We start from the raw sequence: 18700 nt of genomic DNA on the forward strand, positions 1-18700 counted from the left end.
TTCACCTTGAAGGCCCATGCCAGCCAGTGCCACTCATCCCAAACCCTCCCTCCCAGGCTGGCGGCGCTGGCTTGGTCTGAGCGAGGTCTGGGTGGGCGTGGAGCTTTCATCCCGTTTGCTGGTGCTGCTGCGCTGGCTGGCCGCCATCGGGCAGAGTGTGACGCTGCTGGTGGTGGAGCAGCTGGGCGTGGCCGTGCCGTGGTGGCCCTGCGGGATCGCGGTGGGCATCACGCTAGTTTCGAATGCGGTGCTGGCCTGGTGGACGCGGGTGCTGGGCGGCCATCTGAGCGGCGGCTTTTTTCACGTGCTGCTGTGGGATGCTTTCGCACTGACCTTCCTGCTGCACTGGACGGGCGGACTGGAAAATCCGTTCGCGCTGTTCTATCTTGTGCAGCTCACCGTCGCTGCGGTGGCGCTGCGCTCATCTGCGGTGATCAGCCTCGGCGCGCTGATGGCGCTGGGGTGCGGCTGGCTGTGGCGGTACGCGCTTCCCCTGCGGATGCTGGACGGTTCCGCCGTGCCCGAAGCTCTGCTGCAACAAGGCCGTGGCGTGGCGATCGTGCTCGTGGGCATTTTCATTCTCGCACTGCTGCTGTCCTTGCGGCGGCGCTCGCATCGCCTGCAAAAGGAGCGCGCACGACTGCGTGCCGAACTGGAGACCCGCGACCGCTTCCTCTCCGTCGCGGCTTTGGCCACGGGCTTTGCGCATGAGCTCGCCACACCGCTGGGCACCATCGCGCTGGCGGCGGAAGAGATGAAAGCGCTGCCCACGCAGGAAGTCGCGGAGATCATCGCCCGCGAAGCCGCGCGCTGTCAGGAAGTGCTGGCGCGTTTGCGGGAGCTGGGACAGGAGGCCGTGGGACAATCGGCTGACGTGTGTAAGGTCGCGGATGTCGTGGCGCTGGCTTTGAGTGATCTGCCAGCGCATCAACGCGAGAGGGTGAAACTCACACAGGGAGCTCGCGATGCCCGCATCACCTGCGCGGGTCTGCGCGAGGCGCTGCTGGTCCTGTTGCGCAATGCGCTGCTGTCCTCTGCGGATACACTGCCCGTGGTGCTGCGGGTGGAGGCTGCAGGCGGCAGCGTGCGCTTCATCGTGCAGGATCAGGGGCCGGGCTTCAGCGAGGAGATGCTGCGTCACTGGGGCGAGCCCTTCCGCAGCACGCGCGAGCAAGGCGCAGGCATGGGGCTGGGCTTGTTCTTTTTGCGGCGTCTCGCGGCGGCGCAGCACGGCGGCGTCGAGGTGCGAAACTTGAGCGCTGGTGGCGCGTGTGTGACTCTCATGCTGCCGCTGCAACCTTCCACCCCTCCTTTGAAATGATGCAGGTGCTGTTGATTGAAGACGACGAGAGCTTTCGCACCACGCTGGCGCTCGCGCTGAAGAGGCGTGGCTGCGAGGTGCATCAAGCCGCGAATGCCACCACTGCCATGAGTGAAGCACGAGCCGCCATGCCGCAGGGCATCGTGCTGGACATGCGTCTTGGCAGCAGCCATGGAATGGCGCTCATCCCCGAGCTGCGGCAACTTTTGCCAGAGGTGCGGCTGATCGTTCTGACCGGCTATGGCAGCATCCCAAGCGCTCTGGAGGCCGTGCGTCTGGGGGCGGATGACTACCTGCTCAAACCCGCCAGCGCAGATCAAGTCCTCGCTGCTTTGGAAGGGCACGAGGGCTCCTCCGCGCGTCCCGCAGCGGGTGATCTGCCCAGCCTGGCCAGGCTTGAGTGGGAGCACATCCAGCGCGTGCTGCATGACTGCGGCGGCAACATCTCGCATGCCGCCGCAGCGCTCGGCATCGACCGCCGCACACTGCAGCGCAAGCTCGGCAAGCAGCCGCCAGGCTGAGGACGCTGTTCTTCGGACTCAGGGAGCTTTGACCAGCTTCAGGCTGCGGATGTCGTACATCTTCGCATCGTCTCCCAGCGCCTTCACGGCATCCTCGCGGGTGATCCTCGCGTTGGTGGCGATGATCTCGAGCCTGGGCAGTCCGCCTTTTTCATTGCGCGTGATTTTCACGCTTTGCACGTCGGGGAGTTTCTTCATCGCGGCTTCGACCTTGTTCGTGCAGTGGATGCACATGATGCCCGCGACTTCGCCCTGATAGACGAATGTCACTGGATCTCCGGCGGTGCATGAGGCGATGGTGATGAGACTGAGGAGGAGTGTGAGGAGGTGTTTCATAAAGTTTGGATGTGGGGTGCGTTGATTATTCAGCGGGGTTGTCGAGCAGGCGCTGCACATCACGGCTGAGCTTTTCAGTCATGAGCGTGGCGATCTCGGCTTGAGGGTGGAAGACGGAGTAGTAGCCGCGCACGCGGCCCTGGCGGTCGATGAGTACCATGCGCAGGTCGTGCTCATAGAGGTCCAGCGGGTTGATGCGCTTTTCCTCCGGGATGGCGGCGGGAGCCTGGAGTTGCAGCTCATGGGTCATGTAGTCCCAGATGCGTTGCTGCTCACCGGTCACGAACCACCAGGGATCTTCAGGCCCCGCGCCCACGCCTTCAGCGTAGGCCTTGAGGAAGCCCGAGGTGTCGCGCTCCGGCGCCACGGCGAGAGAGACCAGATGGAAATCCGGCCGCGTGCGGTAGGCGGCATTGAGCTTCTGCATCTGCGCCACCACCGCCGCGCATCCATGCGGACACACGGTGTAAAGGCAGGCCATGACGGTGACCTTTCCGCGCAGGGCGGAAAGCTTCACCGTCTGCCCGCTGCGCTCGGTGGCTTCCAGATCGCCTTGGATTTGGGTGACCACCGGCAGCGGTGCCTGCGGGAGCGCCTGCCGGGCGTAATGCCCCAGCACCAGCACTCCCGCGATGGCCATGCCGATGCCCAGCAGCATGCGCAGCCAGGAGCCGGTGCTGACGCGAAGGTCAGCACCGGCGGAGGTGTAGCGAATGCCCGGAGACGGAGACTCAAGAGATGAATCCGGCATCGTGTTATTCGGTGGGGATTTTGAGGATCTCGGCCTCCGTCCACATCGCGCTGCGGGCCTTCTCAGCCTCACGGATGGCAGCGACTTGCTCAGGCGTGACGGCCCCCGCCTTGTTGCCAAAGTTGCTGCGCACATTGCTCAGCACATCGGCTATCTGTGCGTCGCTCAGTGCCGCGCCCTGCGGCGGCATGAGCGGCGCGGGAGAGGCAAAGGGTTTGCCATTGAGCGTGATGGGGCCGGTGAAGCCATGCAGCACCATGCGGATGATGCGGTCCGGCTTTTTCGCCGCCACCCAGTCCGAGCTGGCCAGCGGAGGAAACATGCCCGGCAGGCCCAGACCGGTGGGCTGATGGCACGCGAAGCAGACCTGCATGTAAACCGTCTGGCCGCGCGCAAGCGACTCCGCCGAAGGAGCTGCTTCCTGAGCGTGAATGAGAGAAGTGAAGGGCAGCACACAAGCGGCTGCGAGGAGGTGTTTTGAAAAAAGGGACATGAAAAGATGAATGAGCGGGACGCATGAACGGAAGACCTCACGCACCATGAGCGTCCCTTCAGGGCATGGCGGTGCGGATGGGGTGTTTGCAGACACGCGGCCAATCACACGCCTGCGAGTTCAGGCGGCGGGGGCGTGCATGGGGCTCAGCTCAGAGAGCGGAGGCTGCTGCCGCATCGTGGCGGTGGCGTCTCTGGCAGTTCGGTGCGTTGCACCAGCGTTTCGTGCAGAGGCACGAATGAGAAAGTGTTTCCTGCAGGGGCCACCAAGGTGGTGACCTCCACCAGCACGGCGTTGATCTTCTGCACGGACTGTCCTGCCTGCTGCGGCTGCTTGCGGTTGGACTGGCCTTCCTTCACTTTTTTGCAAAGCGGGCAGCCATGCTGACCATCGAAGGTTTTCTGCACCGCCTCCATCACCGTCCCTTCGCTGGCAAAGGAGACCAGCATCCCCGCCCACGCGACGCCCTGCAGCAAGGCCCAGTGCAGACCCAGAGACAGACAGATCGTCCCCACGATCACCAGCCGCGCGATTCGCGGCAGCAGCGATGCATTGGAGCGGGAGGACATGGCGCGAGTATGGTGACACGACGCGCAGTGTCAACTTTGGCCGCTCAGCGCCAAGGCCAGTGTGTTTGCGGCACGCACATGGCCGGGCGGGCTGGCGTCTTTCATTGCTCCAAGGACGGCGCACCTCTTTTGGAGCCTGCGCCGCGATAGACCCACAACTTCGGACCCGCAGCAGCGGTTCCCTACCTGCCCTGCGGCAGCGGGTCACGAAAGGCTGGTAGGGACGCGTTGCGCGCGTCCCTGGAATCCTTCGTCCCAGCGTGGACTGCTGCCCTATAGCACGCCCCCTTTCTCAAACTGCGATGTCTCGAAAAGCACCCTCACTTCAAATTCTCAAACCACGCCAGCAGATCGAGAATCTGCTCCGCCTTCAGCGAATTGAGCAGGCCCTGCGGCATCGGCGAAATCTCAGACACGCTGCGTTCCTTGATCATCGCCTTGGCAATTTCGGTTTTGTCAGGCGCGAGCGGATTCGGCCGCAGCACCACGCGCTCATCGTCCTCGCTCTCCAGGCTGCCGGTGATCGTTTTGCCATCGCTGGTTTTGACCGTCACGTAGCGGAATTTTTCGTCGATGAACTTGGAGGGGTTCAAGATGTGATCCAGCAGATCGCGGCGGTTGAAGCGCGCGGACACCTGCACCAGATCCGGCCCAAACACGCCCGCAGGCAGCGCGGGATCATGGCTCACCTTGTGGCAGAACACACACTGCGCACGGATGAGCGCGTCCTTCGCGCTGTCGCGGCTGCGCGTCTTCGCATCCATCTTCACCAGCAGCGGAGCCAAGTCTTCCAGCGTCCAGTTCTTGAACGAATGCCCCGGCAGCGCATGCGCGGAAAGCACCGCAGGCTTCGCCGGCGAAATCACCGCTGCGAGCTGCGTGGCCTCCTCCGGCTTCAGCGCCGCCGCCAGCTCGCTGCGTGTGTCGCTGATCGCTTTGAAGAAGGTCGAAGCCCCGTTCATCTTCTCCGCCTTGTTCAGCGCCTCAAACGCGATCTTCCGCTGCTCCAGCGTCCAGCCATCTTTGATATAGCGCAGCATGAACGGATAAAACAAGAGATCCTCCGAAGTCGTGGCCGCTTTGAGAAGAGGCATCGTTTTCGTGATGACCGTCGGGGATTTCAAATAGACGAGCAGGCGGCAGAGCTCGCGATTGAGGAAGGTTTCGTCCGCAGGAAAAGCCGCCCAAGCCATGAGCTTTTTCTGCTGGGCTTCATCGGGTGCTCCGTGTCGCGCGATGGCAACCGCGATCACCCGCAAGGCATCCAAAGTCGGTGCAGGCGACGCCTTCAAAACGGCATCGAGAATCGCCGGTAGATCGCTGGACTGACCCACACGCGCAAGGGCCAGCAAAGAACTCATGTCCTTGGAGTGCAGCGCCTGCTCGCGCCATTCACTGATCGGCTGGCTTTCCAAGCGCATGCGCTCGGCGTATTTTGACAAGGCGGCGCTTAGTGGCTTTGCCGCGACTGCTTTCTGTTGAGGCCGGTTGCCTGCATAAGTCACTCGATACAGCCCGCTCTGCGTGCCACGACCACCGGTGGTAAACCACATGGCTCCGTCGGGACCAATGCAGCCGTCGGTGACATTCAGCGGCCTGCCTGCCACGAAGGTTTCCTGCGTCACGGTGCTGCCAAAATGCACCGCGATGATGCGTCCGTAGCTCCAGTCCAGCAGGTAGAGCGCGTCCTGATATTTCTGCGGAAACTCCGCTCCATACCCAAAGTAAATCCCTGTGGGAGATGACAGCCCAATGTCGATCACACTCGGCAGCGTGTCCGCATACCACGCGGGGAAACGCCCCGTGCCGCGCCGCCAGCCGTAGTCGCCACCGGGAAGAATCTGCAGCACCCGCGTGGGCATGTACCACGGCGTTCCCACATCGCGCTCCATGTCGGCATCAAAGGTGAAAAGATCGCCGCGTGAATTGAAAGCAATGTCCAGCGGGTTGCGCAAACCACCTGCGAGGAGTGTGACTTTGCTGCCGTCCGGCTTCACGCGCAGGATGTGTCCGGCGGGCAGCTCCACATTGCCATCGAACATGCTGCTGTCCCACGGGTTCGGGATGAGCTGGTCATTCGCGTAGTTCTTCAGCGGCGAGTTTGGATCGAGGTTCTTGGGCAGCAGCACGTTGTTGCCATGCGCCACGTAGATGTCGCCATCGGGTCCGAGCTTGATGTGATTGCGGCCATGACCCACGCCGCCTTCGGTGCGGACGAGTTCTTTGCGTTCGTCAAAGGTGCCGTCGCCATTCGTGTCGGTCAGGCGGTAGAGCGCCTTCGAGTTGTTCGCGTTCGCGAAGAGCGAGCCGTGCGCATAGAGCAGGCCGCGGCATTCGAGCAGTTGATCATCGATGACTTCCACCTTCTGATCCCCGCTGCCGCTGAGCGTGAGTCGTAGCAGGCCCTTCTTCTCCTTGCCCAGCGTGATGCGGCCCTGCGGATCAAACGCCATCGAAACCCAGGAGTCCTCACCCGGCTGCGCGGAGCGGATCAGCTCTGCTTTGAACCCCGGCGGCAAGGTCAGCGTGGCGGGATCAGTCGCCTGATTTTGCGCGCCCGGTTTGGCAAGCTGCCAGGAGTTGTAGGCATCAAAGGTCTTCTTCAAGTCGAAGGGGTTCGTGGCCGGGTCGGCATCGGTCGCTCCCATCACCACCGCATTCTGCCACGTGCCATCTGTGGCGATCCAGCGCACGGCGGCGAGGTCGCCATTGAGCTCCAGCCTTGCGGCGGTTTTCGCTTTGCCGGGCACACGCAGCCCGAGCTGATGTTCTTTGCCATCACCGAGCTGCTGCGTGAGATCGGTGCCAGTCGCGGTGTCAGCAGCTTTGATGGTGGCGATGCTCTTGCCATCGAGCACGATCTCCACCGCGCCATCGCTGGCGGTGAGCAGCACCGCTTTGAGCAGCTTGCCCTCGTGCTTCACGGTCTGGGTGAAGGTCGTGCCACCCTCAGGTGCCGCCAGCCACTGGGGCACCGGCGGGCTGTTGGCGAGCTGGGCGAAGGCGCCGGCTGATGAAAGCAGCAGGAAGAGAAAGCAGCGGGACATGCGCAAAGAACGCGCCTTGTGGCAGAAGCCTGTCGGCGGAGATCAAAGCGGGTCGTTGCCGACCGTGAAGGTCACGTTTTGAATGCCCGCTTGGTGCAGTGAATTGAGCACATCAATGACCCGCTCGTAGCTTGCCTGTTCTTCCGCCTGGATCGTCACCAGCACCTTTTGCTTCTGGCGTTTGGAAGAGTCGGAGGCACGGCGCAGGCTCTTGGTCAGCGAAGGCAGGGCCTTGTCCTTGGGCGTGTCAAACACCTCCTCGTTCATCGTCACGGTGCCGTCTTCGAGAATGCCGATGGTGATTTCTTCAGAGGGGAACTGGACGGCCTGCTCTGGATTTCCGGGATTGGGCAGCCGGGTGCGAAGCTCGCGTTCCACTTTCACAGAGCCCGTCATGACCATGAAAAACAGCATGATGACGAAGACCACATCGATCATGGGAGCGATCTGAAAACCAATCGCGATATCGTCGGAATGGATGCGGTGTTTCATGGCATGTGGTTGCATGACGGCCACTAGAGGGGAATCTTGGGGTGGCTTTTTAGGCTCGGAAGACCGGCTTTAAGGGGGGATGGAGGGGGTATTTTGGGTTAAATGACCATGCTCTCAAACATTGAAATGCAATGGAGTGCATGACTCGCTCAATGTTTCTTAAGAACGTCGGCTTGACATTCTTTTGAAAATGAGTCTTCTAGTGGCACCGTGAAAAGCAAAATCTATATACTCGACGACCATCCCATCGTTATCGAAGGGCTTAAGAAACTAATCGACCAGCAGGAAGACATGCAGGTCATCGGCAGCGCCGAAGACGCCAATACTGCTCTTCAGCAGATCGCCAAACTCAAGCCCGACGTAGTCGTGCTCGATATTACGTTGAAGGACCGCAGTGGTGTGGACCTCATCAAAAAGCTGCGTGCCAGCCATCCAAACATGCAGATTCTCGTGTACTCGATGCACGATGAAAACGTGTATGCGGAGCGCTGCCTGCGCGCCGGTGCCATGGGCTATGTGATGAAGGGTGAACCGAGCACTCGCGTGCTGCAGGGCCTCCGTCAGGTGGCCGCTGGTTCCTTCTTCTTCAGCGCTTCCCTGCTCGGCAGCATCGTCTCCGGTGGCGGCCCTCGCGGCGGTTCCCGTGGCGAACCCGCCCGCATGCTCAGCGACCGTCAGCTCGAAATCTTCGAGATGGTGGGCCGCGGCTTCGACTCCCACAGCATCGCAGAAAAGCTGGCCCTCAGCGCCAAGACGGTGGACGCCCACAAGGCCAACATCCGCCAGAAGCTCGGCCTCGCCTCCGCTCGCGAACTGCTCATGGAAGCCGTCCGCTGGGTGGAGAAATAGGATTTCTCACAAAACAATCTTGCCAACGGGCGGTGTGCAAACACCGCCCGTTTTTTTGTGACTGAACTCCGACCTAGGATGGGTCTGGCGACAGCCCGCCCGTCCCTCAGCGTGTGGCAACGCACTGCAGCCTGCGAACGCTCCCCGGAGTCGGGCGGTTTGGCGAAGCAGTATCTTGGTGATGGAGCAGCCGCCATCCGCCAAACACGCCCAACCTACGTTCAGAAAACAGTCTCAGTCCTTCACCACCGCATCGCGGTCGGCCCGTGCCTTCACTCGCAGCCGCTCCTTCATCGTCGCCAGCACATCCGGCTGCTGCGCCGCCACATCCTTGGTTTCATTCGGATCAGCGATGATGTCATAGAGCTCGTACTTCGCCTTGTCTCCGCTGCCATGTTCCACCAGCTTCCAAGGGTCGAAGCGCAGTGCGCATGATTTAAAATTAGGCCCCACGGTGTAGAGCGTGCGCGGCGGTGGGGGCGCTCCTTCGGCCAGCTGCGGCCAGAGATTCACCCCGTCCCATTTCAGATCCTTGGCGGGCTTGAATCCGGCCAGCGCGCAGAAGGTCGGCATCCAGTCGATGATCTGCACCGGCGCGTCATGCGTGCCGGGTTTCAGCGTGCCGGGCCAGTTCAGGAGGCAAGGCACACGTGTGCCGCCTTCATAGACGCTGCCCTTTTCATCGCGCAGCGGCCGGTTGTTTCCCGGCAGCGGGCCGGTGGCATAATCATCCGGCGGGTAGGCCTGGCCGTTGTTCTCAGCGGTGCTGCCGCCGTTGTCGCTGGTGAAGACCAGCAGCGTGTTGCTGCGCTGCCCGTTCTTTTCCAGCGCGGCCACGATCTGCCCCACCGCCGCATCCATGTGCATGATGCACGCGGCGTATTGCCGGGCCACCGCACCGGTGATGCCCGCAGGTACTTTGGCCTGCCATTCTTCCGGCTCCTTCACGGGCAGATGCACCGCCGTCAGCGGCACGTAGAGAAAAAACGGCGCGTCCTTCCGCGCCGCCAGCCAGTCGCAGGCCTCCTTCGCGATCAAGTCCGTCACATGACCGGGTTCTGTGATGAGCTTTTCATCCCGATGCCACGTCTCGGTGAACTCGCCTTTTTTGTAATGGTGGTCCCACGGCCCCACACCGCCGCCCAGCGAGCCGTAGCTGTGATCAAAGCCAAAGTGATTCGGTCCCCACGCGGGTTTCGAGCCCAGATGCCACTTGCCCGTGAGGCAGGTCTCATAGCCCGCCGATTTCAGCGCGCGCGGCAGCGTCACAGTCTCCCACGGCAGCGCTCGTACACTCTGCGGGGTCGTGACGCCAAAGCGGCTCCAGCAGCGCCCGGTCATCAAACCGGTGCGCGTGGGGCTGCACACGGGCGCGGAATAATGATGCGTGAGCTCCAGTCCCTCGCGGGCCAGTTTGTCCAGCGTGGGAGTGGGGGCCGTGCCAGCGTGAAAGGCCACATCCGCCCAGCCGAGATCATCGGCCATGATGAAAACGATGTTCGGCTTCGCCGCGGCGGCATGCAGCAGCGGGCAGCAAGTCATGAGCAGGAGAAAAAAGCGGTGCATGCCACGCCAAACGAAGCAGTTCCGGCTGATCTCGCATGGTAACTATTCAGGTCCTGCGAAGAGGCCGATGTGCGCTCCCCTCACCCAGCCTCTCCCCGAAGGAGAAATGGAGCAACGGAGTCTTGGGCGGGGAGAGGAGATTCGCGCTGGAGGGCTTCGTAACTGAACCGGAGTCGCAACGCGTTACTCCTCTCCCCGTCGAGGGCGTGGCTTGGTAGATGTTTCCTTCGGAGAGAGGTCGGGTGAGGGGGGAAAGTTGAAGCCGTCGGAAGCAGCACATTGGCCGCTAACACGCTTCCGCCCACTGTCGCCCCCAGGACCTGAATAGTCACCTCGCATGATCGGTTGCGTGCCCGGAAGCGTTGCGGCATAAAGAGGGCACATGGGCCACGCCAAAGACTCCGCCAGACTCTCCACACGCACCCTGCAGTGGCTGGTTTACGCGCTGTTCCGCTGCATCGAGGGCGTGCTGTGGCTGCTGCCGCTCATCGTGGTGTGGTACATCGGCCGGGTGCTGGGCACCGTGGTGTATTTTCTGGCTGGTAAGTACCGCCGCCTGGCGCTGCACAACCTGCACATCGCCTTTGGTCGCGAAAAATCCCCCGCCGAACTCAAGGCCCTCGCCTATGAGCACTTCAAGAGCCTGCTCGCCAACGTGCTCTGCGGTTTCAAACTGCCGCTGATGTCCGAGGCTGCGATCTGCAAGCATGTGCGCTCCGAAGGCATCGAGCGCGCGCAGGCCGCCTACGACAACGGCAAACGTCCGCTGCTGAATCTGGTGCTTCATGCCAGCTGCTGGGAGATCCTCACCCAGGTGCCGTCCATGTATGTGCGTGGTCACAAGGCCGGCGCCATTTACCAGCCCCTGCACAATCCCTGGCTCAATGCGCTCGTGCTCCGCCGTCGCGAAAAGCTGGGCTATGCGCTGTTTGACCGGCAGGCCGGGTTCAATGCCCCCATGAAGTTCATGCGCGAGGCTGGTCAGGTGGGCGTGCTGGTGGATCAGCATGCCGGAGATCACGGCCTGTGGTGCCCCTTCTTCGACCGCCTGGCCTCCACCACCACCATCGCGGCGCTCATGGCCATCCGCACGGATGCGGTGGTGCTGCCGATGATGGTTTACAATGACGGCCCGGCGCGCTGGCGCTTGGTCTGCGCCCCGGAGGTCAAAGCCGATGAATCACAACCCAACGCCGACGGCTTGACGCTGGCGATCAACGCCGCCGTGGAGAAGCTGATCCGCGAGCAGCCCGCCAGCTGGTTCTGGGTGCACAACCGCTGGAAGCTGCCCAAGCCGCGATTCCTGCTGGCCGAGTATCGTCGTGGGGTGGTCTTTCCCACGGGCTACGACCTGACACGCCTGCAGCCCTTTGAGCTGCTCATCCGCAGCCCCAACTGGCTCGGAGACGCCTGCATGGCCTTCCCCATGGTGCGCGCCATCAAACGCGGCCGCCCGGACATGAAGATCACCATTCTCGGCCCGGACAAACTGGAGGAGCTGTGGCTCTCCATGCCCGAAGTCTCGCGCTACATCGGCAAGCCCGCCAAAGAAGGCCTCTTCGCCGTGGCCAGGCGCATCAAGGCCACCGGGGTGAAGTTTGATGCCGCTGTGTTCTGCACCAACTCCACCCGCAGCACCCTGGAAATCTGGCTCGCAGGCGTTCCCCGCCGCGTCGGGGTGAAAGGTTCGTTCCGTGCGAAGCTGCTCAATCAGATCATCAAGGGCGGCCCGGCCAAAGGAAGCAAGGAGCACCATGCGCACCGCTACCTGCGCATCGCCAAGGGCATCGGTGCTGACATCGAGCAGCCCGGCGTGTGGGACGCCGGAACACCGCCGGTTTCGACCGATGGCACCATCCGTGTCGGCGTTTGTGCCGGTGCCGAATACGGGCCCGCCAAGCGCTGGCCGCTGGAGCGTTTTGCCGCCGTGGTGAATCAAATCTCCGCGCAGCATTCCCAGTTCCGCTGGGAGCTTTTTGGCGCCCCCGGGGAAAAGGAGATGGGCGAAAAACTCTCCGCCATGCTCCAGGCACCGCATGAAAACTTCGTGGGCAAAACACGGCTCTCGGAGCTCATCGCCAAACTGCGCGGCTGCCAGCTCCTGCTCACGAATGACACCGGCACCATGCATCTGGCGGCGGCGCTCGGCATTCCTACCGTGAGCATCTTCGGCTCCACCTGCCCGATCGAAACCGGCCCGCTTGGAGATCGCCACACCGTCATCCAGCACAAGATCGAGTGCAGCCCCTGCTTTGAGCGCGAGTGCCCCTTCGGCCACTACAACTGCATGACCCTCGTCACCCCCGAAGAGGTGGCGCAGGCCGTGCTGAAGACCAGCGGCGTGCTCTGAAGTACGACAGATTGGCTTCGCCTGTCTCGCCAAGCCTCGGCTCTCCTGTCTGTCGGCCAGCGCTCTCGTAATCTCCCTGGCTCTCCTAAGTCTCACAAACCGACTACGCATGCGTCAGCCTGCCGGAGAGAGGCACGAAAAGCCAGTTCGCACACTGCGGGTATTCGCGGAGCGCTGACCGACAGGCATGAGTGCCTGTCGTACTTCTGAAGAGCACCTGCCTCAGCGGTCTGCCACCGGGTCCTTGCCCACGAAGATGCCCAGCACGGCACCGCCGATGACCCAGGCGATCAAGTGATCGGCGATGTTCACCACCGCGTCGCGACCGGGATTTTCAAACCAGATCCACATCGGCAGGTCGGCCGTCAGGCCGGCGAACAATCCTGCCGCCGCCACGAAGGCAACGCGCGCCGGATAAAACAACGCCGTCTGGGAGAGCAGCGCCGCAATCAACAGGGAGCAGATCAGGCAGCGGATGAAGCTCAAAGTCAGGTTCATCCCCATGCTGACATCCGCTTTGCCTGGACGGACGATGGCATACACGTAGGGGCCGTTCTTCATCGCTTTCTGCTGCTCTGCTACGAAGGCTTTCTTCTCTTCCGCAGTGGCGATTTTCGGCGCCTCACCCATGGCTGGCAGCAAGTAGATGCCATGGCCGGAGGTCACGTTGGCCTTGATCACTTCGGCAACCTTGGATTCATCACGAAAGGCGCGGAATCCGTTTTGATGCCAGCCGAGGGCTGTCCACGACACCGCCTCCCAGCCGAAGACGGCCATGGCGGTGAGAACTGCTCCGAGAATGATTTTACCCATGAAGTTTAATAGTGGCTCAAGCTTGAAGGGCAAGCAGGCAATCTGCCAAAACGTACAGGCAATCCTACGAAGAACCCCTCAGCACACGGGCGTCAGCAGCGCCGCGCCGCTGAAGTGCGCCGCCAGATTCTCCACCACCAGCCGGGCCATCTCCGCACGCGTCTCATGCGTTCCGCTGCCCAGGTGGGGCAGCAGCACGGCGTTCTCGCACTGCATCAGCGCCTCCGGCACATGCGGCTCATTTTCAAACACATCCAGCCCCGCGCCACGAATCGTGCCGTTTTGCAGCGCCGCGATCAGCGCGGCCTCATCCACCACCGAACCGCGCGCGATGTTGATCAGCGTGCCCTTGGTACCCAGTGCGGCCAGCACTTCTGCATTGATCAGGTGCTTCGTCGCCGCACCACCAGGGCAGGCCACGATCAGAAAATCCACCTTCTGCGCGAGCGCCACCAGCGAGTCCACATACTCCCAGCTCACCTCCTGTTTCGTGCGACCATGATAGGCGATGCGCATCCCATGCGCTTCCAGCCGGTGAGCGATCGCCTTGCCAATGCGCCCCAGACCCACGATGCCCGCCAGCTTGCCATGCAGCGCATGCGCCAGGGGGAAGGCCCCCTTCGTCCACGCACCCGCATGCAGGAAACGATTCGCCGCGATCAGCTTCCGGCTGGTCATCAAAACCAGCGCGCTCGCCGTGTCCGCCACGTCTTCCGTCAGCACGTCCGGCGTGTTCGTCACGCGGATGCCATGCGTTTTGCACCAGTCCACCGGCACCCCGTCATACCCCACGCCAAACACGCTGATGATTTCCAGCTTCGGCAGCTGCTCCAGCAGCGCCACGGGTGACACACTGCCCCCGGCCATCACGATGCCGCGGATCTCCGCGCCCACCTTTGCCAGCAGCGCCGCCTTGTCCTGCGCGTGAAAGTAATCATGACACACATGCGCCGCCAGCAGCGGCTGCATGAGGAAGTCCGGCAACGGAGCGAGAATGAGGACAGGGGTCTTTTCCATGGGGTGGCTATCATCCTGCGACAGCCCCGCCTGACAAGCAGCGATTCAGCCCGGACGATTCCGCATCATGTCCGCCACCTGCGCAAAGAACGTGCTGATGATGGGCGCCTCGGGGTCCGGTACCGCCACCTCGGTCATCGCCTCACCCATCAGTTTCATCCAGCGGTCCCGCTCCGCCTCACCGATGGAAAACGGCATGTGCCGGCCCCGCAGACGCGGATGCCCGCGCTCCTCGATGTAGGTCTGCGGCCCGCCAAAACGATACACGATAAAATCCGCCAGCCGCTTCTCCGCATTCTCCCAGTCATCCGGCGGATACATCGTGCCGATCACATCATCCACCCGCACGCGCCGGTAAAACGCCGTCACCATGTCGCGCAGCTTGGTTTCGCCCACCCGGGCGCAGAGAGTTGAGAGTTCATCCATGATGAGCAGAGTAGAGATGGCCGCCAGGAAACGCAAAAAAGTATCGGACTCCGCTGCTCTGGTTTTTTGCCCCTTTTTTGCGACTCTTTGCGGCCATTCATCCCCTTTTCAGGAATTCCCCCGAAAGTTTCGCCTCTTACAGGACGGATGATTGACTCTCTGATCCAACTCGTTCGTATCTAACCCATGAAAACCGCGCTCACCCTTCTCACCCTCTTTCTCATGGCCTCCCTCGCCCCGACCTCCTCTGCTGCTGACGCCGCCAAAACTGAAACCGCCATCATCGGTGGTGGCTGCTTCTGGTGCGTCGAGGCTCAGTACCTCCTCGTCAAAGGCGTCAAGAATGTCGTCAGCGGCTACGCCGGCGGCAAAACCGAAAATCCCACGTATGAAGACGTCTGCACCGGCGACACCGGCCACGCCGAAGTCATCAAGGTCGAGTTCGATCCCGCCGTCATCAGCTACAAGGAAATCATCGACCTTTTCTGGGACGCGCATGACCCCACCAGCGTGACCAAGGAAGACGGCGTGCATCACGGCAAGTTCCTGCCCAAAGGCACCGCCTTCCAGGGCAACGACTACGGCACCCAGTACCGCTCCGCCATCTACTACACCACGGAGGAGCAGCACAAGATCGCCGAAGCCTCCAAGATCGAAGTGCAGAAGAAGTGGAAAGACCCCATCGCCACCGAGATCGCCCCGCTGAAGAAATTCTACCCCGCCGAAGACTACCACCAGAACTTCAAAGCCCTTCACCCCAACCAGGGCTACGTCCGCGCCGTCGTCGATCCCAAGACCGAGAAGTTCAAGCACAAGCTCGAAGAGAAAGGCAAGATCAAGCCCGAGGCGAAGTAATCACCCACCGTGCAGTGGTCCGCACTCTCCGAGTGCGGTTTCCGATTCAGCCCAGGCCGCAAGGCTTGGGCTTTTTCGTTTCAACCCCGAGGGATTTTTTGAACAAACCTAAAAACAATCTTTCTGCGTCATAGGCCCCGGATTTATCTGGCCACCGGGCCGCCATTCTGGCAGAACGGGCCTCCATCAATTTTACCATGAGTGCCTCCCGAATCATTCTCCGCCTCGTCATCGTTCTCGTCTTCGCTTTGGTTGGCGCCAGCCTGGGCGTTTGGCGCCAGGCACTCCGTATCACCGGCAGACCCCAGGAGTTCCGCTCGCTGGCAAAGCTCGTCGCGGGTGGCCAGATGGTCTTCAATGACAGCATCATGTGGCGTGAGCAGCAGCAGGACTTCTACGGCACGATCATCGAAACCATCGAGTCCGCTGAAATGAAACGCCGCGCCTTGGAGCGCGTGAAAGCGTTGAATCCTGATCTCCAAGACAGCGATGTGGAAATCCGTGTCGCTCAAACCAAGGGCAGTGCCATTTTCAACATCCTCGCGACCGGGGCTGAACCGAAATACACCCGGGTCTTTCTGGATGCCCTGCTCGATGAGTTCATCTCCTTCCGTCAAAGCATCCGCGAGCAGGCGCAGGGCAAGGTGCTCCAGAAATTTCTTCAGGAGGTGGTTTCAAAGCAGAAGGCCATGGAAGACTCTGCGAAGAAACTGGAGAAAGCGCGTGCCCAAGGGTCAGCCACGCTCAGCGTCAGATCAGACTTGGAGCGGCTCGTGCCGCGTCTCAACGCCCAGCGCAACCAGCGCGACGACCTCCGTCTCAAGATCAAGTCGATGAGAGACGACGACGCCTCCCGTGCGCCCTTGCAAACCCAGCTTGAAGCCATCGAATCAGAAATCCACGACATCGAAAAAGACCTGGATCGCAGGGAAGCCTCCCTCGATGAATTGAAGACGCTGCAGGAAAAACTCGAAACGGACAAGCTGGCCTATGAGAAGCTGTTCGAACAGGTCGAGAAAATACAGTCTGTCTTCAATTCAGCGTCCGACTACGTCGCCATCCAGGAACGCGCCACCCCTGCCTTCGAAAACGTCGAAGACTGGAAGCTGCCCGTCGCCGTGGGTGCCGGCGGCGGTGGTTTGCTGGGAGGACTCATCGGCCTGGTGCTGAGCCTGATCTTGGTGCGCGCTCCCGGGCTACCGCAGATGCCTGCGGCGGGTTCATGAAAAACTAACATGAGCGCCTCACGCCTGCCGCGCCTACTCATCGTTCTGGGCTGCGCTTTTATCGGAGCAAGCCTCGGCACTGTAAGCCAGGCACTTCGCTTGGCCAAAAATCCGCAGGAGTTTCGTTCCGTGGCAAAGCTCGTCGCGGGCGGGCAGATCGGCGGCAATGACAGCGTGCACTGGCGCGAGCGGCAGCTGGACTTCTACGGCACGATTATCGAAACCCTCGAGTCCCCTGAATTGAAGCGCCGCGCCTTGGTGCGCGTGAAGGCGTTGCACCCTGAACTGAAACTCAGCGAGGTGTCCATTCGTGTATTCCGTTCCAAGAAGACCACCCTCTTCAACCTCCAGGCCACCGGCTCAAATCCCAAAGATACGAGAATCTTTCTCGATGCCCTGATTGATGAATACTTCGCCTTCCGCTCGGGTGTTCGTGGGTTCTCACAGCAAGGGAAACTGCTCTCGCAATTTCTTCAGGAGGTCGCCGCCAAACAAAAGATCTTGGAAGAGGCGTTGGCTCGAATGCAACAGGTGCGCAGAAAGGTGGACACCGTGGAAGCCAGGGCGGAGCAGAAACGCCTTGCTGCTCGATTGATTCGCATGCGCGATCAACGCACAGACCTCGGCCTGCAGATCAAAACGCGGGGAGCTGATGAAGCAGAAAAGCTCCAGGCACAGCTCGGTCCCATCGAACAAGAAATCCAAACCATCGAGGCTGGGCTCCACAGATACAAAGACGCGTCCGAAGAACTGCAGGCTGCCGACCACAGGTATCAAACCGCCAAACTGGCCTATGGAGCGCTTTTAAATGCAGTGGAAACGTATCACGGGTTCCTTCACTCGAGTGCAGACTATGTCGCCATAGTGGAACGTGCTTCTCCTGCTTTAGAGCATCTCGAAGACTGGCGCTGGCCCATCGCAGCGGGCGCCGGTGGTGGCGGACTGTTGGGTGCTCTCGTTGGTCTGGTGCTGAGTCTGCTCCTCGTGCGCTCTTCCGAGCCACCTTTTACCTTGCCGCCTGGCATCCGTTCTGTCGAAATCGGGAAGCATTAATTTTTTACCATGATGGTCTTACGCTTCTTGCTTCGCCTCGGCATCATTCTGGGCTGCGCTTATATCGGCGCACTCATCGGTGCCAAATTTCAAGAATACCGCATCCTTGGCAAACCTGAGGCGTTTCGGTCGGAGGCAAAGCTTGTGGCAAACGTTCAGTTCATCAACCGCGAGCTGGAGGAGAGGAAATTAGGGCTGAGTGAAGGCACCACATCTGACATTCTGGAAAGCGACGAAATGAGCCGCCGCGCTTGGGAACGCCTGAGCGCACTGAGCCCCGATATCCACAAGGGTGAGATCGCCATTCGTGCCACCCAGACCCAAGGCAGCGGCACCATCAGCCTTTTCGCGACCGGGCCGGAGCCCAAATCCACTCGGATCTTTCTCGATGCCTTGCTGGATGAGTTCATTGCCTTGCGGCGGGACGTTCGTGAGAAGACGTTGGGCCGGTCGCTTCAGAAGGTGCTCAACGAAGCTGCCGCCCTGCAGAAGGAGATGAAGGAGACTGAAGCCGATCTGGAGAAAGCGCGTGCCAGCGCGGGCTCCATCAGTGCCAACCTGGAGCATGTGCGCCTCATGGCCCGCCTCACCACGCTGCGAAACGAGCGTGACGAGCGCCGCCTCAAAATCGGAACCCTGCCCGAAAACGATGCCGCACGCACCCTGATGCAAACCCGGCTATCCGCCATCGAACTCGAAATCAAGGATATGGAAACACAGCTCCAACGCCAGGAAGCCTCCACCTCGGAGCTCCGCGTGCTCACTGAAAAATTTGATGCAGTCAAACAGGCCTATAACAAAAAATTCGAACAGGCGGGTGAGCTCCAAACCTCCATCGAGGATGCGGATTTCGTCGTCATCCAGGAACGCGCCACCCCTGCCTTCGTAATCGTCGAAGAATGGCGGCTGCCCGTTGTCGTAACTGCCGTCGGCGGCGGCCTCATCGGCCTGGTGCTGAGCCTCCTCCTCGTGAGTTCTCCCAAGCCACCGCAAAGGCCAAGGGCGGTGGGTTGAC

General features: G+C 61.3%; 18 protein-coding genes. 8 read left to right on the forward strand and 10 right to left on the reverse strand.

Annotated features, from left to right (window positions below; all coding sequences use genetic code 11):
• The first annotated feature begins 16 nt into the window (after positions 1 to 16).
• A complete protein-coding gene (locus tag AC3RLQ_RS22655) occupies positions 17 to 1321 on the forward strand; it encodes an ATP-binding protein (RefSeq protein ID WP_493030941.1) in 1305 nt (434 codons plus the stop codon).
• On the forward strand, positions 1318 to 1842 hold the full coding sequence (locus AC3RLQ_RS22660) for a response regulator transcription factor (RefSeq protein WP_493030942.1): 525 nt from the start codon (positions 1318 to 1320) through the stop codon (positions 1840 to 1842). Before AC3RLQ_RS22655 ends, AC3RLQ_RS22660 begins: the two co-directional genes overlap by 4 nt.
• Positions 1843 to 1860: 18 nt before the next feature.
• Here AC3RLQ_RS22660 and AC3RLQ_RS22665 read toward each other — a convergent pair whose 3' ends face one another.
• The 6 genes from AC3RLQ_RS22665 to AC3RLQ_RS22690 all read right to left on the reverse strand — a co-directional run bounded on the left by AC3RLQ_RS22665 (position 1861) and on the right by AC3RLQ_RS22690 (position 7530).
• Positions 1861 to 2178, reverse strand: a complete 318-nt coding sequence (locus AC3RLQ_RS22665) for a heavy-metal-associated domain-containing protein (RefSeq protein WP_493030943.1) — start codon at positions 2176 to 2178, stop codon at positions 1861 to 1863.
• 25 nt (positions 2179 to 2203) lie between these two features.
• Complete coding sequence (locus AC3RLQ_RS22670) at positions 2204 to 2929, reverse strand: SCO family protein (protein ID WP_493030944.1); 726 nt, start codon at positions 2927 to 2929, stop codon at positions 2204 to 2206.
• A 4-nt stretch (positions 2930 to 2933) separates the two neighbouring features.
• Positions 2934 to 3422, reverse strand: a complete 489-nt coding sequence (locus tag AC3RLQ_RS22675; RefSeq protein WP_493030945.1) for a c-type cytochrome — start codon at positions 3420 to 3422, stop codon at positions 2934 to 2936.
• 146 nt (positions 3423 to 3568) lie between these two features.
• Positions 3569 to 3991 carry a hypothetical protein gene (locus tag AC3RLQ_RS22680; RefSeq protein WP_493030946.1) on the reverse strand — a complete coding sequence of 141 codons (423 nt, stop codon included), beginning with the start codon at positions 3989 to 3991 and terminating at the stop codon, positions 3569 to 3571.
• A 320-nt stretch (positions 3992 to 4311) separates the two neighbouring features.
• Positions 4312 to 7038, reverse strand: coding sequence for a DUF7133 domain-containing protein (locus AC3RLQ_RS22685; protein WP_493030947.1), 2727 nt, complete (start codon positions 7036 to 7038; stop codon positions 4312 to 4314).
• A 42-nt stretch (positions 7039 to 7080) separates the two neighbouring features.
• The gene (locus AC3RLQ_RS22690; protein ID WP_493030948.1) at positions 7081 to 7530 is read right to left on the reverse strand and encodes an ExbD/TolR family protein; all 450 of its coding nucleotides are present in this window, start codon (positions 7528 to 7530) and stop codon (positions 7081 to 7083) included.
• A 210-nt stretch (positions 7531 to 7740) separates the two neighbouring features.
• Between AC3RLQ_RS22690 and AC3RLQ_RS22695 the strand changes: the two genes are divergently transcribed.
• Positions 7741 to 8379 carry a response regulator transcription factor gene (locus tag AC3RLQ_RS22695; RefSeq protein ID WP_294396957.1) on the forward strand — a complete coding sequence of 213 codons (639 nt, stop codon included), beginning with the start codon at positions 7741 to 7743 and terminating at the stop codon, positions 8377 to 8379.
• Positions 8380 to 8613: 234 nt separating this feature from the next.
• Here AC3RLQ_RS22695 and AC3RLQ_RS22700 read toward each other — a convergent pair whose 3' ends face one another.
• Positions 8614 to 9945 carry a sulfatase-like hydrolase/transferase gene (locus AC3RLQ_RS22700; protein WP_493030949.1) on the reverse strand — a complete coding sequence of 444 codons (1332 nt, stop codon included), beginning with the start codon at positions 9943 to 9945 and terminating at the stop codon, positions 8614 to 8616.
• 382 nt (positions 9946 to 10327) lie between these two features.
• Here AC3RLQ_RS22700 and waaF point away from each other — a divergent pair, with 382 nt between their 5' ends.
• Positions 10328 to 12295 (forward strand): lipopolysaccharide heptosyltransferase II, encoded by a 1968-nt coding sequence (gene waaF, locus AC3RLQ_RS22705; RefSeq protein WP_493030950.1) that lies wholly within the window; start codon positions 10328 to 10330, stop codon positions 12293 to 12295.
• 222 nt (positions 12296 to 12517) lie between these two features.
• Here the strand turns inward: waaF and AC3RLQ_RS22710 are convergent, their stop codons facing one another.
• From AC3RLQ_RS22710 to AC3RLQ_RS22720, 3 genes are all read right to left on the reverse strand, one after another.
• A complete protein-coding gene (locus tag AC3RLQ_RS22710) occupies positions 12518 to 13108 on the reverse strand; it encodes a hypothetical protein (RefSeq protein ID WP_493030951.1) in 591 nt (196 codons plus the stop codon).
• A 78-nt stretch (positions 13109 to 13186) separates the two neighbouring features.
• Positions 13187 to 14125: a 2-hydroxyacid dehydrogenase gene (locus AC3RLQ_RS22715; protein ID WP_493030952.1), complete on the reverse strand. Its 939-nt coding sequence runs from the start codon at positions 14123 to 14125 to the stop codon at positions 13187 to 13189.
• A gap of 45 nt (positions 14126 to 14170) precedes the next feature.
• Positions 14171 to 14551 carry a globin domain-containing protein gene (locus AC3RLQ_RS22720; RefSeq protein WP_397380369.1) on the reverse strand — a complete coding sequence of 127 codons (381 nt, stop codon included), beginning with the start codon at positions 14549 to 14551 and terminating at the stop codon, positions 14171 to 14173.
• Positions 14552 to 14737: 186 nt separating this feature from the next.
• On the opposite strand from AC3RLQ_RS22720, the gene msrA reads away from it, so the two are divergent.
• From msrA to AC3RLQ_RS22740, 4 genes are all read left to right on the forward strand, one after another.
• Complete coding sequence (gene msrA / locus AC3RLQ_RS22725; protein ID WP_493030953.1) at positions 14738 to 15406, forward strand: peptide-methionine (S)-S-oxide reductase MsrA; 669 nt, start codon at positions 14738 to 14740, stop codon at positions 15404 to 15406.
• A 197-nt stretch (positions 15407 to 15603) separates the two neighbouring features.
• Positions 15604 to 16632, forward strand: a complete 1029-nt coding sequence (locus AC3RLQ_RS22730) for a hypothetical protein (protein WP_493030954.1) — start codon at positions 15604 to 15606, stop codon at positions 16630 to 16632.
• Between the two features lie 9 nt (positions 16633 to 16641).
• Entirely contained in the window at positions 16642 to 17685 is a 1044-nt protein-coding gene (locus AC3RLQ_RS22735) for a GumC domain-containing protein (RefSeq protein ID WP_493030955.1), read from the forward strand.
• A 9-nt stretch (positions 17686 to 17694) separates the two neighbouring features.
• Positions 17695 to 18699, forward strand: a complete 1005-nt coding sequence (locus AC3RLQ_RS22740) for a GumC domain-containing protein (RefSeq protein WP_493030956.1) — start codon at positions 17695 to 17697, stop codon at positions 18697 to 18699.
• Position 18700: the final 1 nt, after the last annotated feature.

Source organism: Prosthecobacter sp. GW821-HT29F12 (assembly GCF_058803405.1).

Excerpts from the sequence above, each read along its gene's own strand:
- AC3RLQ_RS22660 (WP_493030942.1), top strand. The coding sequence starts at position 1,318 with ATGATGCAGGTGCTGTTGATTGAAGACGACGAGAGCTTTCGCACCACG.
- waaF (WP_493030950.1), top strand. The coding sequence starts at position 10,328 with ATGGGCCACGCCAAAGACTCCGCCAGACTCTCCACACGCACCCTGCAG.
- msrA (WP_493030953.1), top strand. The coding sequence starts at position 14,738 with ATGAAAACCGCGCTCACCCTTCTCACCCTCTTTCTCATGGCCTCCCTC.
- AC3RLQ_RS22685 (WP_493030947.1), bottom strand. The coding sequence starts at position 7,038 with ATGTCCCGCTGCTTTCTCTTCCTGCTGCTTTCATCAGCCGGCGCCTTC.
- AC3RLQ_RS22665 (WP_493030943.1), bottom strand. The coding sequence starts at position 2,178 with ATGAAACACCTCCTCACACTCCTCCTCAGTCTCATCACCATCGCCTCA.
- AC3RLQ_RS22735 (WP_493030955.1), top strand. The coding sequence starts at position 16,642 with ATGAGCGCCTCACGCCTGCCGCGCCTACTCATCGTTCTGGGCTGCGCT.
- AC3RLQ_RS22730 (WP_493030954.1), top strand. The coding sequence starts at position 15,604 with ATGAGTGCCTCCCGAATCATTCTCCGCCTCGTCATCGTTCTCGTCTTC.
- AC3RLQ_RS22680 (WP_493030946.1), bottom strand. The coding sequence starts at position 3,991 with ATGTCCTCCCGCTCCAATGCATCGCTGCTGCCGCGAATCGCGCGGCTG.
- AC3RLQ_RS22715 (WP_493030952.1), bottom strand. The coding sequence starts at position 14,125 with ATGGAAAAGACCCCTGTCCTCATTCTCGCTCCGTTGCCGGACTTCCTC.
- AC3RLQ_RS22655 (WP_493030941.1), top strand. The coding sequence starts at position 17 with ATGCCAGCCAGTGCCACTCATCCCAAACCCTCCCTCCCAGGCTGGCGG.
- AC3RLQ_RS22690 (WP_493030948.1), bottom strand. The coding sequence starts at position 7,530 with ATGAAACACCGCATCCATTCCGACGATATCGCGATTGGTTTTCAGATC.
- AC3RLQ_RS22700 (WP_493030949.1), bottom strand. The coding sequence starts at position 9,945 with ATGCACCGCTTTTTTCTCCTGCTCATGACTTGCTGCCCGCTGCTGCAT.
- AC3RLQ_RS22720 (WP_397380369.1), bottom strand. The coding sequence starts at position 14,551 with ATGGATGAACTCTCAACTCTCTGCGCCCGGGTGGGCGAAACCAAGCTG.
- AC3RLQ_RS22740 (WP_493030956.1), top strand. The coding sequence starts at position 17,695 with ATGATGGTCTTACGCTTCTTGCTTCGCCTCGGCATCATTCTGGGCTGC.
- AC3RLQ_RS22675 (WP_493030945.1), bottom strand. The coding sequence starts at position 3,422 with ATGTCCCTTTTTTCAAAACACCTCCTCGCAGCCGCTTGTGTGCTGCCC.
- AC3RLQ_RS22670 (WP_493030944.1), bottom strand. The coding sequence starts at position 2,929 with ATGCCGGATTCATCTCTTGAGTCTCCGTCTCCGGGCATTCGCTACACC.
- AC3RLQ_RS22710 (WP_493030951.1), bottom strand. The coding sequence starts at position 13,108 with ATGGGTAAAATCATTCTCGGAGCAGTTCTCACCGCCATGGCCGTCTTC.